At 64.6% G+C, this 12,479-nt stretch carries 12 protein-coding genes; 11 read left to right on the plus strand and 1 reads right to left on the minus strand.

Annotation, left to right across the window (positions count from 1 at the left end; all coding sequences use genetic code 11):
• Positions 1 to 133: 133 nt before the first annotated feature.
• Together deoD and AC04PT_RS09680 are read left to right on the plus strand one after the other, a co-directional pair.
• Complete coding sequence (gene deoD, locus AC04PT_RS09675) at positions 134 to 838, plus strand: purine-nucleoside phosphorylase (RefSeq protein WP_482873441.1); 705 nt, start codon at positions 134 to 136, stop codon at positions 836 to 838.
• The gene (locus AC04PT_RS09680; protein ID WP_482873442.1) at positions 831 to 2,159 is read left to right on the plus strand and encodes an aminotransferase class I/II-fold pyridoxal phosphate-dependent enzyme; all 1,329 of its coding nucleotides are present in this window, start codon (positions 831 to 833) and stop codon (positions 2,157 to 2,159) included. The genes deoD and AC04PT_RS09680 overlap by 8 nt, the downstream gene beginning before the upstream one ends.
• A gap of 22 nt (positions 2,160 to 2,181) precedes the next feature.
• On the opposite strand, the gene AC04PT_RS09685 is transcribed toward AC04PT_RS09680, so the two are convergent.
• Entirely contained in the window at positions 2,182 to 3,027 is an 846-nt protein-coding gene (locus AC04PT_RS09685) for an urea carboxylase-associated family protein (protein ID WP_482873443.1), read from the minus strand.
• A gap of 278 nt (positions 3,028 to 3,305) precedes the next feature.
• Between AC04PT_RS09685 and tolQ the strand changes: the two genes are divergently transcribed.
• From tolQ to AC04PT_RS09730, 9 genes are all read left to right on the plus strand, one after another.
• Positions 3,306 to 4,001, plus strand: coding sequence for a protein TolQ (gene tolQ / locus AC04PT_RS09690; protein ID WP_482873444.1), 696 nt, complete (start codon positions 3,306 to 3,308; stop codon positions 3,999 to 4,001).
• Positions 4,002 to 4,004: 3 nt separating this feature from the next.
• Entirely contained in the window at positions 4,005 to 4,481 is a 477-nt protein-coding gene (gene tolR, locus AC04PT_RS09695; RefSeq protein ID WP_482873445.1) for a protein TolR, read from the plus strand.
• 18 nt (positions 4,482 to 4,499) lie between these two features.
• Positions 4,500 to 5,687 carry a hypothetical protein gene (locus AC04PT_RS09700; RefSeq protein ID WP_482873446.1) on the plus strand — a complete coding sequence of 396 codons (1,188 nt, stop codon included), beginning with the start codon at positions 4,500 to 4,502 and terminating at the stop codon, positions 5,685 to 5,687.
• Between the two features lie 56 nt (positions 5,688 to 5,743).
• Complete coding sequence (gene tolB / locus AC04PT_RS09705) at positions 5,744 to 7,021, plus strand: Tol-Pal system beta propeller repeat protein TolB (protein ID WP_482873554.1); 1,278 nt, start codon at positions 5,744 to 5,746, stop codon at positions 7,019 to 7,021.
• A 90-nt stretch (positions 7,022 to 7,111) separates the two neighbouring features.
• Positions 7,112 to 7,636 (plus strand): peptidoglycan-associated lipoprotein Pal, encoded by a 525-nt coding sequence (gene pal / locus AC04PT_RS09710; RefSeq protein ID WP_482873447.1) that lies wholly within the window; start codon positions 7,112 to 7,114, stop codon positions 7,634 to 7,636.
• A 48-nt stretch (positions 7,637 to 7,684) separates the two neighbouring features.
• Entirely contained in the window at positions 7,685 to 8,506 is an 822-nt protein-coding gene (gene ybgF / locus AC04PT_RS09715) for a tol-pal system protein YbgF (RefSeq protein ID WP_482873448.1), read from the plus strand.
• Positions 8,507 to 8,587: 81 nt separating this feature from the next.
• On the plus strand, positions 8,588 to 9,850 hold the full coding sequence (gene tilS / locus AC04PT_RS09720; protein ID WP_482873449.1) for a tRNA lysidine(34) synthetase TilS: 1,263 nt from the start codon (positions 8,588 to 8,590) through the stop codon (positions 9,848 to 9,850).
• A 79-nt stretch (positions 9,851 to 9,929) separates the two neighbouring features.
• Positions 9,930 to 11,843 carry an ATP-dependent zinc metalloprotease FtsH gene (gene ftsH, locus AC04PT_RS09725; protein WP_482873450.1) on the plus strand — a complete coding sequence of 638 codons (1,914 nt, stop codon included), beginning with the start codon at positions 9,930 to 9,932 and terminating at the stop codon, positions 11,841 to 11,843.
• A 289-nt stretch (positions 11,844 to 12,132) separates the two neighbouring features.
• Positions 12,133 to 12,444 (plus strand): chorismate mutase, encoded by a 312-nt coding sequence (locus AC04PT_RS09730; protein ID WP_482873451.1) that lies wholly within the window; start codon positions 12,133 to 12,135, stop codon positions 12,442 to 12,444.
• Positions 12,445 to 12,479 lie beyond the last annotated feature (35 nt).

Raw genomic sequence — 12,479 nt, forward strand, 5'->3', positions numbered from 1 at the left:
TTGTTCCCCTTGGCTCAACCATAGGGATAATCTCTGGACTTACAAAGCCTAAAGCGTCCTTCCGAAGTCGCTTGTGATCCCGGGACCCGGCTGTCAGACTTCACGCCATTGCGACAGCGTAACGGAGTGCGTCATGACCGTTCATATCGGGGCCAAGCCCGGAGATATTGCCGAGACCGTCCTGATGCCGGGCGATCCCTATCGCGCCCGCTGGGCAGCCGAAACCTTTCTGGACGATGCAAAACTGGTTAACGAGGTGCGGGGCATGTTGGGCTACACCGGCACCTGGAAAGGCAACAGGGTGACAATCCAGGGGTCCGGCATGGGCATGCCGTCGCTGTCGATCTATGCAAATGAACTGATCGCGGAATACGGTGCCAAGACGCTGATCCGGATCGGTTCCTGCGGGGCCATGCAGAAGGATGTGGAGATACGCGATGTGATCGTGGCAATGACCGCGACCACCCTGTCCACGCCCTCGCGCGGCATCCTGCGCGAGCTGAACTTCGCCCCCTGCGCCGACTGGAGCCTGTTGCGTGGCGCCGTTGCGGCGGCGGAAGCCAAGGGCACGCCGACGCATGTCGGAGGCATCTATTCCTCGGATGTCTTCTACGACGAACGCCCCGACCTCAATGAGCAGATGACGCGCCACGGCATCCTGGGTGTCGAGATGGAAGCGGCGGAGCTCTACATCCTTGCTGCCCGCCACAAGGTACGGGGGCTGGCGGTGCTGACAGTGTCGGACCATTTGCTGACCGGAGAGGCATTACCCTCCGACCAGCGCGAAAAGAGTTTCGGCGACATGGTCGAGATCGCTCTGGAGGCCGCGTTTGCCTGAGGCCCGGCTCGCGCCCCGTTCCTGGCTGCCGGAAAAAAGCGCGGCGCTGATCGAGAAGGTGTCGGGCCGAGTTGCTGCTGCGACCAGCGATGAGATCGCAAAGCGCATCGGCACGCTTGCCGCCATGAACCGGCGTATCCACGAGCGCGAATGCTTCAATCTCAATCCGGCCACCAACGTAATGAACCCCGCTGCCGAGGCCCTTCTGGCCAGCGGCATCGGCACACGGCCTTCGCTCGGCTATCCCGGCGACAAGTACGAGATGGGGTTGGAGGCAATCGAAGAAATCGAGGTCATTGCCGCCGAACTGGCCTGCGAGATCTTCGACGCGACCCATGCCGAGATCCGGGTGCCCTCGGGCGCGATGGCCAACCTTTACGGTTTCATGGCGCTATGCCAGCCCGGGGACGCGGTGATCGTACCACCGGCCGAGATCGGGGGGCACGTCACCCACCAGGATGCGGGGGCGGCCGGACTGTTTGGTCTGACGATCTACGAGGCTCCTGTGGATGCCAAGCGCTACACGGTGGACCTTGCCGCACTGGCGGAACTGGCCGAAGCGGTGGAGCCGCGGCTAATAACCATTGGCGGTTCGCTCAACCTTCTGCCGCATCCGGTCAAGGATATCCGCGCGATCGCCGACGGGGTAGGGGCCAAGGTTCTGTTCGACGCAGCCCATCAATGCGGCGTCATCGCCGGCGGCGCTTGGCCAAACCCGCTTGATGAGGGTGCGCATCTCATGACGATGAGCACCTACAAGTCGCTGGGCGGTCCGCCCGGCGGGCTGATCGTGACCCGTATCGCAGAGATCGCGGAGCGGCTGGAGGCGATTGCCTTTCCCGGCCTGACCGCGAATTTCGATGCCGCGAAATCGGCGGCGCTGGCGGTTTCGCTGCTTGACTGGCGCGACTTTGGCGAAGCCTATGCGGCGCAGATGGTGGCGTTGGCAAGGGCGTTGGGCAAGGCTATGACCGACGAAGGGCTGCCGGTGTTCCGCACAGCCGAAGGCCGCACCCGGTCACACCAATTCGCGCTGGAGGCTGAAAGCTTCGGCGGCGGGCAGACCGCGTCCAGAACGCTGCGCAAGGCGGGGTTCCTCGCCTGCGGAATCGGGTTGCCGCTGGATCCGGTCGACGGCGACATGAACGGGCTGCGTATGGGCACGCCGGAACTGGTGCGCTGGGGAATGACCGAGGAACACGCCCCGCAGTTGGCGCGGCTCGTTGCACAAGCGCTAACCTCCGACGCGCCGGAGACGCTGGCCGCGGATGTCGCCCAGTGGCGCGCGAGCTTCGACGAGTTGCATTTTATCCATCAATAAAGGGATGCAGGCAGCTTCCAACCTACGCCCCGTGCGTTCTGTCATAGCCGTTTCGCGGCGACGGCTGCCAGTTGCGCAGGGCGGTGCGGTCGGGCTCGAACACCTCGATCTTGAGCGGATGGCAAAGGGCCGTGTCTGACGAGTGTTGCGCCCCGCAGTCGCCCCCGGGGCAGGCGCTGAGCGCGCCAAGAAGGTCGATTTCGGCGAAGAACTCGATGTAGTCTCCCGGACGCACCGGGCTAGCCTTCATGAAATACTGGCCGGTGTCGCGGGTGAAACCGGTGCACATGAAGACGTTGAGCACGTCGTGGACGTGAAACTCGCTCTCGTGAAGCGGCAGGCCGGTATGGCCGGCCAGCGCGCGGGTCAGGTTCGAGTGGCAGCAGTGGTGGTATTGCGTGCCGCTGAGCAGGTTGCCGGTGTAGGGATCGCAACGGGTGCCGATCACGTCGTGGACCGATCCGCCGTCAGCGTCGATATCATACCAAGCGAGCGTGTCTTCCGTGATCGTCGCCATTGCCCGAAGGTGCGGCAGGTTCGACCAAAGGCGTTCGCCTGTGGTGACATGCGTGCCATGCAAGGCCCGGGTCTTGCCTGAAAAGAACCGCTCGCCCAGATCGTCGGCGTTCCACAGGTTGAGGTCGCCCACCTGCGGACCTTCGACAGAGCTGATGCGAAAGAATTGCCCGGCACGCGCCGTGAAGGTCTCAGCCTCGCGAGGGGGGACGATGACTTCGGTCACCTTCCGGGCGTTGGCGCGAGCGGCCTGCTTGAGCGCCAGTTGAGGGTCGGGCAGTGTCTCTGGCGGATAGCAGATCACCGGTGGTGCGGAACGTCGGGTCTCGGCGTCGGGTGGAGCTTGGGTCATGGTCGGCCTCCTTGCGCGGATGTGACCCTGCAAGCCTCGGATTGGCAAGAGCGCAGGCCGCGCACTGCGCTTTGTCAGGCCGGGACGATCGATAGTCGCGATGCACGGATCTGCCGCCCGGATTGTTTCACTGATCCGGCGAAGATCCGCCGTCCAGCCCCTTGATCCCCTGACAAACAGGGCCAGTTGACGGGTTCGTGTTGGCTTTCCGGCTGGCTTTTCGCTAAATTCCCACAGTAATAGGCCGCACAGAACCGGCCACAGGAAAGAGCAGGCTGATGGAAACGGAAACTCTGGCGCTCGCACAAGAGATCGATTTCTCTATGTGGGGGCTGTTCGCGCGGGCCACGCTGACGGTGAAACTGGTGATGATCGCGCTGATCGTGGCCAGCTTCTGGTCGTGGTCGATTATCGTCTACAACCTGATGTCCTATCGTGGGGCCCGGCGCGAGGCGCGTCGCTTCGACCGGGCGTTCTGGTCGGGTGAGCCGCTGGATGAGCTCTTCGAGCAGATGGGGCCGGAACCGAATGGTCGGTCTCAGAAGGTGTTCGCTGCCGGGATGATGGAGTGGCGCCGCTCGCATCGCGAATCCGGTGAGCTGATCCCGGGCGCGCAGGCGCGGATCGACAGGTCGATGAATGTGGCGATCGCCAACGTCAGCGACGAATTGCAGCGCGGGCTGAACGTGCTGGCGACGGTGGGCTCCACCGCGCCCTTCGTCGGTCTGTTCGGCACCGTCTGGGGCATCATGAACGCCTTCATCGAGATTGCCGAGCAGCAGAACACCTCGCTGGCCGTGGTGGCGCCCGGCATCGCCGAGGCGTTGATGGCCACGGGTCTCGGCCTGCTGGCAGCGATCCCTGCGGTGATCTTCTACAACAAGCTGAGCGCCGACGCGGACCGCATCTTGTCGGGCTACGAGAGCTTCGCCGACGAGTTCGCCACAATCCTCAGCCGCCAGTTGGACTCCTAGGTCATGGGCGCTCACATCGTCAAACCCGGAGCATCCGGCGGAGGCCGCAGACGCCGCAGAGGCGGAGCGCGGCCGATGTCCGAGATCAACGTCACGCCCTTCGTCGACGTGATGCTGGTGCTCTTGATCATCTTCATGGTCTCGGCGCCGCTGCTGACGGTCGGCGTACCGGTGGAGCTGCCGAAAACGGCCGCCAGCGCGCTGCCGGGCGAAAGCGAAGAGCCTCTGACGGTGACGCTGACCGCCGACAACCGCATCCTGATCCAGACCACCGAGACGCCGAGCGACGAACTGGTCGGAAAGCTGCGCGCGATCGCCGAGCAACGCACCGGCGACAGGGTCTTCCTGCGGGCTGACGGCGCGGTGCCATATGCCGAAGTGATGGAGGTGATGGGCGCGCTCAATGCCGGCGGGTTCGGCAACATCGGTCTGGTGACCGAGACCGGCGGGCCGCGGCTCGACGGGCAGGACGACGGCTGAGGCGGGGCGCACCGGCGAATGGCCTTTTACTCTGACATGATGAACCGGGACGGGAGGGCTCATATCGGGCACTACGTGTCCGGTGTGGCGCATGTCGGGTTGATCGGATGGCTGCTTGTCGGGCCGCTGTTCGAGGTGGAGCCTCTGCCGTTCAATGTGACCACCGTCACCACTGTTTCGGAAGAGGAGTACGCGGCGCTGACCGGGGCGGAAGTGCCGTCTGATGTGGCACCGCAGGTGCCCGACGCCCCGGCCGAGCCGGTAACGCCGGAGGCGCCCGAGTTGGCGCCGCCTGCGCCGCAGGAAGAGACCCCGCCGCCAGCCCCGGCAGAGCCGCAGGAGGTGACGCCGGCGCCTGTGCCGGAAGCGCTGCCGGAAATCCCCGAGCCGCCCGCGCCCGTTGCCGAGGCCGATGATACACCGCCGCCGGAACCCGCACCCCCCGCGCAAGAGGACGTGACAGTGGTGCTGCCCGAGACGTCGCCGCGCCCGGTGCCGCGCGAAGCGCCGCGCGTCGCTCCGGAACCGGTGGCGCCGCCCGAACCAGATGTCCAAATCGAAGACACCCCGCGTGAAGCGGTCGTGCCCGAGGAAAGCGAGACCCCCGCAGAGGTTCAGGACGAGCAGGACGCCGCACAGCCGGAAGAGGCGACCGATCAGATCGTGACCGAAGCGGATGATCCCGCATCGGGCGCGCCCGAACGCTCGATCCGGCCGCGCGGTCGTCCTCGTGTCGCGCCAACGGTGGCGCAGCCGGCAGAACCTGCCGAAACGCCGGAGCCCGAGGCACCGGCCGCGCCCGTAGCGGATACCGCCGATGCGGTCGCGGACGCGCTGGCCGAAGCGCTTGGCGGATCCTCCGATCCGGTGCCCTCTGCGCCCTCCGGTCCGCCGCTGACCTCGGGCGAGCGTGACGCGCTGCGGGTTGCGGTGCAGCAATGCTGGATCGTCGATGTAGGCTCGGCCGCTTCACGCGTGACCGTGGTGGTGGCGATGCAAATGGAAGAGAATGGCCGCGTGATCGGTAGTTCGATCCGCATGGCGGGAAGCGAGGGCGGCGATGCCACCGCTGCTCAGAAGGCATTCGAATCGGCGCGCCGGGCGATCCTGCGCTGCCAGAAGGACGGCTATGACTTGCCGGCCGACAAATACGACCAGTGGCGCGACATAGAGATGACCTTTAATCCCGAGAATGTAGGGAGATGACCATGACTGACCGACTGACCCGGACCCTTGCCGCCTGGCTGACCGGCCTCGCGCTGATGCTGAGCGCCACGCTGGTGCAGGCGCAGCCCTTGCGGATCGAGATCACCGAAGGCGTGGTGGAACCCTTGCCCTTCGCCGCGCCCGATTTTATCGCCGAGAACGCCGAGGCGCAGGAATGGGGTGCTCGACTGGCGCAGGTTGTGGCCGACGACCTGACCGGAACGGGGCTGTTCCGGCGCATCGGCGCAGACGCATTCATCTCGCGCCCGACCAGTTTCGCTGCGCCGGTGCAATACCCCGACTGGAAGGCGATCAATGCGCAGGCGCTGATCATGGGCGCGGTCTCGGCCGATGGCGCCGGCGGCCTGACGGTGAAGTTCCGGCTCTACGACGTGTTCTCGGACCAGGAGTTGGGCAAGGGCCTTCAGTTCCAAGGCACCACCGACGGCTGGCGGCGCATGGCGCACAAGGTGGCGGATGCGGTCTATAGCCGGATCACCGGCGAGAGTGGCTATTTCGACAGCCGCGTGGTCTTCGTCAGCGAAACCGGCCCCAAGGACGACCGCAAGAAGCGGCTGGCGATCATGGACTACGACGGCGCCAACGTGCAGTACCTGACCGACAGTTCGTCGATCGTGCTGGCGCCGCGGTTTTCGCCCACCGGCGACCGGGTGCTCTATACCTCCTACGCCACGGGCTTTCCGCGTATCCACGTGCTTGACGTCGGCAACACCCAAAGCCGCATTCTTGAGACCCAGACCGACGCAATGTCCTTTGCCCCGCGTTTCGCGCCGAACGGGCAGCGCGCGGTCTTTTCGCTGTCCGAGGGTTCGAACACCGACATCTACCTGATGGATCTCACCTCGGGCGCAACCCAGCGGCTGACCAACACCCCCGCGATCGAGACCGCGCCCTCCTACAGCCCCGACGGCAGCCAGATCGTCTTTGAAAGCGATCGCTCGGGCAGCCAGCAGCTTTACATCATGCCGGCGAACGGCGGCGAAGCGCGCCGGATTTCCTTTGGCGAGGGTCGCTACGGCACGCCGGTCTGGTCGCCGCGCGGCGACCTGATTGCCTTTACCAAGCAGCACAAGGGCCGCTTCCACATTGGCGTGATGCGCACTGACGGCAGCGAGGAGCGCCTGCTGACGGCGTCCTTCCTCGACGAGGGCCCGACCTGGGCGCCCAATGGCCGGGTGATCATGTTCACGCGCGAAACGCAGGGCGCCACCGGACAGGCCAACCTCTATTCGGTCGATATCTCGGGGCGAAACCTCAAACGGGTAAGCACACCAGGCGCGGCCTCGGATCCGAGCTGGGGGCCGCTGCAGTAGTTGCTTAATGAAGGATGGGAAGGCGCGGCGGGTTATGCTACCCTCGCGTCCAACAATGGCAGAATGCCAGATGGCGGAGCAGGACAGACCATGAAACATCTCACTAAAATCGTGCTATTCGCAGGCGCGCTGGCGCTTTCGGCCTGTACCCAGGCGGACCGGTTCGACAATGCCGGTGTCGGCGCAGGTTCGGGGGCAGGGCTCGGAGCTGGCGCAGGCGCGGGCGCAGGTGGTCCGGGCGACCCCAGCAGCCCGGCCTATTTCCAACAGGCAATCGGCGATCGGGTGCTGTTTCTCGTCGACCAGTCGACCCTGACGGCGGAAGCGCGCAGCATTCTTGACGGGCAGGCGGCCTGGCTGATGCAGAACACAGACTACTCTGCGGTGATCGAAGGCCACGCCGATGAACAGGGCACTCGCGAATACAACCTCGCGCTCGGCAATCGCCGGGCCAGCGCGGTGCGCGAATACCTTGTCTCGAAGGGGGTGCCGACGTCGCGGCTGCGGATCGTGACCTACGGCAAGGAACGCCCGATCGAAATCTGCTCGGAAGAGGCCTGCTATGCGAAGAACCGTCGCGCGGTGACGGTCATTGCAGGCAGCGCAATCAGTTAACCAAGGGCGCCCTATGTCGGGGCGAGGATGATGATGCGGATAGTTTCGATGCTAGTGTTGGTTCTGGCGCTGCCCCTCGGGGCGGCGGCGCAGGATCGTGAACAGACCCTCGCCGACATCCGGCAGGACCTGACGCTGCTGAATATCGAAGTCCAGCGGCTGAAGCGCGAATTGTCGACCACCGGCGCAAGCGGCGTGGGCGGCGGTGGCGGTACGCTGCTCGACCGTGTGGATGCCATCGAATCGGAACTGACGCGGCTGACCTCGAAGACCGAGGAGATGCAGCACCGCATCGACCGCATCGTGACTGACGGCACCAACCGCATCGGCGATCTTGAATTCCGCCTCGTCGAGCTGGAGGGCGGCGACGTCAGCCAGTTGGGCGAAACCTCGACGCTCGGCGGCGCGGCCGAGGCGCCCGCTGCACCCGAAAGCCCCATTGAACTGTCACCAGCCACGCCGCAGGACAGCGACGGGCCGCAGCTTGCCGCCAGTGAGGAAGAGGATTTCCGGCGCGCTCAGACGGCTTTGACCGAGGGCGATTATGTCCGTGCGGAAGAGTTGTTCCGGGTGTTCAACGAGACTTATCCCGGGGGGCCTTTGGGTCCTGCGGCCTCGCTTGGACGTGGCAAGGCGTTGGAAGAGCAGGGTAACCTTAAGGATGCGGCGCGGGCCTATCTCGATGCCTATTCGGTCGAACCCGAGGGCACCGTTGCCCCCACCGCATTGCTGTTTCTGGGCCGCGCGCTGGGCGAATTGGGCCAGCTCGAGGCGGCCTGCCAGATGCTGAGCGAAGTCGGGACACGTTTCCCCTCGGCGGTCGAGGTGACGGAAGCGCAATCCGAGATGCAGATGCTCTCCTGCCTCTGACAGCTGCAGCCCGACCAAGGCTCTTTGCGTATGGTGCCAGCGGGCCACATGCGCCGCTGAGAAAGAGAAAATGACCCTGAAATGCGCGGTTTAGGTCTTCAAAGCCTGTTTGCCGATGCGATGGGCGCGGCGCTGGGGCCCGATTTCCCGTCCGAGATCGGGCTGGCGGTCTCGGGCGGCGGCGATTCCATGGCCATGCTCACGCTGGCGCACAACTGGACACGCGACTTTGGTGTCACGCTGCGGGTGGTGACTGTCGATCACGGGCTAAGAGCCGAGAGCGCGGCAGAGGCGGAGTTCGTCGCGCGGGAATGCACGGCGCTGGGTCATTCTCACGACATCCTGACGTGGACCGGCTGGACCGGGCGCGGCAACCTGCAGGAGGCCGCGCGTAACGCCCGACTGCAATTGATCGACGGGTGGCGCGGATCGCTACGCCATGTCTTGATGGCGCATACCGCCGACGATCAGGCCGAGACGGTGCTGATGCGGCTGGCGCGCGGTTCGGGCGTCGACGGACTGGCGGCCATGGCGGATACGCGTGTCGTGCCGGGAAAGGACGGCGGCTTCCTGATTGTCCGTCCCCTGCTGGGCGCGCGGAGGGCGGACTTGCGGCACTATCTGAGCACCCTGCAGGGAAGCTGGATCGAGGATCCTTCAAACGACGATGACAGCTTCGACCGGGTCCAGATGCGCAAGGCGTTGGAGGTGTTGGAACCGCTTGGTCTGGGTGTCGACCAATTGACGCAGACGGCCGCACGGATGGCCCGTGCCCGCCACGCCCTGCAGCGGCGCGCACAGGAGGCGGCGGCGGGTATGGTGCGGGCCGAGTGGCGCGACCTGCTTTTCGATCGCGATGGGTTGACGGCACTGGATGAGGAAACCCGGCTGAGGCTTCTGGCGGCGGGCCTGATGTACGTGTCGGCGCAGACGTATCGGCCGCGCGCGAAGGCGCTCGAAGAGGCTGCCGACCGGGTTCTGTCTGGCGGGACGGCAACGCTGCACGGCTGCCTGATACGCGCCGAGAAGGCCGAACTGCGGATTTGTCGCGAATACGACGCGGTTGCAGGGCAAAGCGCCCCCACCGGCGATCTTTGGGACGATTCGGTTCGCATCACAGGCGGCGTCGTCGCCGGTCTGACGGTAAAGGCCCTCGGCGAGGAAGGTGCGAGGCAACTGCCGCGCCGGCCCGAAGGCTTGCCGTATCAGAGCCTTGTCACCCAGCCGGCGGTTTTTGATGGCGACCGGCTGGTGGCCTTTGCGCCGTCGGGGTTCGGCCCGGAATATGATCTGGAGTATGCGGTCGGGCAGGGGACATTCCACGCTTTCCTGCATTCGCATTGAATGTAGACAAGATGGCCCCTATTTTTCACCGCAAGGGCGCGCTATAGAGCCCGCCAAACCCAACCTGCGGGAGACCACCTTGGGCAATTTGCGCAATATCGCCTTCTGGGTCGTGCTGTTCGTGCTGATCCTCACGCTCTTTAACCTGTTCTCCGGTGGCGGCTCGACGCTGCAAAGCCAGAGCACCCCTTACTCGGATTTCGTCCAGTTGGTAGAAGAGGACAAGGTCGCCTCGGCGGTGATCGACGGGGAAACCATCCGCTATCGCGGCAACGACGGGCGCGACTACGTGACCGTCCGCCCAGACGATGCGGAAGTGACGCAGTTGCTGCTGAATAACGGTGTCGACGTCAACGCCGAAAGCCAGGAACAATCGGGCTTCCAGAGCTTCATCCTGAGCCTGCTGCCCTTCCTGCTGCTGATCGGTGTGTGGATTTACTTCATGAACCGCATGCAGGGCGGCGGCAAAGGCGGCGCCATGGGCTTTGGCAAGTCCAAGGCCAAGATGCTGACCGAAAAGCAGGGCCGGGTGACCTTTGACGATGTGGCTGGCATCGACGAAGCCAAGGAAGAGCTGGAAGAGATCGTCGAGTTCCTGCGCAACCCGCAGAAGTTCTCGCGCCTTGGTGGCAAGATTCCCAAAGGCGCGCTGCTGGTGGGCCCTCCGGGCACCGGTAAAACGCTTCTGGCGCGCGCGATCGCGGGCGAGGCGGGGGTGCCGTTCTTCACGATCTCCGGCTCCGACTTCGTTGAAATGTTCGTGGGTGTCGGCGCCAGCCGTGTCCGCGACATGTTCGAGCAGGCCAAGAAGAACGCGCCCTGCATCGTCTTCATCGACGAGATCGACGCCGTAGGTCGCCATCGTGGCGCCGGCTATGGCGGCGGTAACGACGAGCGCGAACAGACGCTGAACCAGCTGCTGGTCGAAATGGACGGTTTCGAGGCCAACGAGGGCGTGATCATCATCGCCGCCACCAACCGTAAAGATGTGCTTGACCCGGCGCTCCTGCGCCCCGGCCGTTTCGACCGCCAGGTCACGGTGCCCAACCCCGACATCAAGGGCCGCGAGAAGATCCTCAACGTCCACGCCCGCAAGATCCCGCTGGGTCCCGACGCCGACATGCGCATCATCGCGCGCGGCACGCCGGGCTTCTCCGGTGCCGACCTTGCCAACCTGGTGAACGAGGCCGCGCTGATGGCGGCTCGGGTCGGAAGGCGCTTCGTGGTCATGGAAGACTTCGAGAACGCCAAGGACAAGGTCATGATGGGCGCCGAGCGCCGGTCGATGGTCCTGACCGACGAACAGAAGGAAAAGACCGCCTACCACGAGGCCGGCCACGCCATTGTAGGCCTGTCGCTGCCGCAGTGCGATCCGGTCTACAAGGCCACGATCATCCCGCGCGGCGGCGCGCTGGGCATGGTGGTGTCTCTGCCGGAAATTGACCGGTTGAATTGGCACAAGTCCGAGTGCGAGGAAAAACTGGCGATGACCATGGCCGGCAAGGCCGCCGAGATCATCAAATACGGCGAAGAGAACGTTTCGAATGGCCCGGCGGGCGACATTCAACAGGCGTCGGCTTTGGCGCGGGCCATGGTGCTGCGCTGGGGCATGTCGGACAAGGTCGGCAACATCGATTATTCCGAGGCGCACGAGGGCTATACTGGCAACACCGCCGGGCTGTCTGTCAGCGCGCACACCAAGGAAATGATCGAGGAAGAGGTCAAGCGCTTCATCCAGCAGGCCTATGAGCGTGCTTTCCAGATCCTGACCGAGAAAAAGGAAGAATGGGAGCGTCTGGCGCAGGGTCTTCTGGAGTACGAGACGCTGACCGGCGAGGAAATCCGGCGGGTCATCAAGGGCGAACCGCCGCAGACCGGCGAAGACGAGGACGACACGCCCGATCAAGGCGACACTCCTAGCCTCGCGTCGATCCCGAAGACCAAGCCCAAGTCGAAACCGGCGGGCGACCTGAAGCCGGAGCCGTCGGCTTAGAAGCAGTTCAGATTACGACCTGCGGCCTCGGAGTGAAGAACTTCGAGGCCGTTTTCGTATGCGGAACGGCTTTTCGAACCGATCCCTGATATCGCATGTATTTTCTTGAACTGCTTCAGCCGCAACGGCAGGTACGCATTGCTTGTGGCGCGATGTTGCAGCGCGTCCGGAAGAAACGAGGCTGGCCTCCGCCATTGAATGATTTTAAAGAGAGCGGAGGCGGCCTCGAAGCACCCTCGACGAGGTCGTCGTCTCCGGCCGAACAGTCCCAGAGCCCAGAGAAACCGCAATGCGCAAGACCCCCGAGAAGATCGAGACCATGGCCGAGCTGCGGGAGGCGATCGACGACATCGACTGCGAACTGATCGCGCTTCATGCCGAACGCGTAACCTACATCGACCGCGCGCCAGTTTTGAAAGCACGGACCGGCATCGCTGCGAACGCGCCGTCGCGGGTGGCGGACGTTCTGGCGAAGGTGCGTGCGGCCTCGGCCGCCAAGGGATACGATCCCGATCTGTCAGAAGCGATGTGGCGGCTGCTTATCGAAGCAATGATCGCGCGAGAAGAGCGGGTGATGGGCACCGAAGGCGTCGACGGCTGAGCGTTCCGCTGGCATGACTGGGTGCTTGGACCGTT

The sequence above is a fragment of the Litorisediminivivens sp. KMU-197 genome, assembly GCF_056858395.1.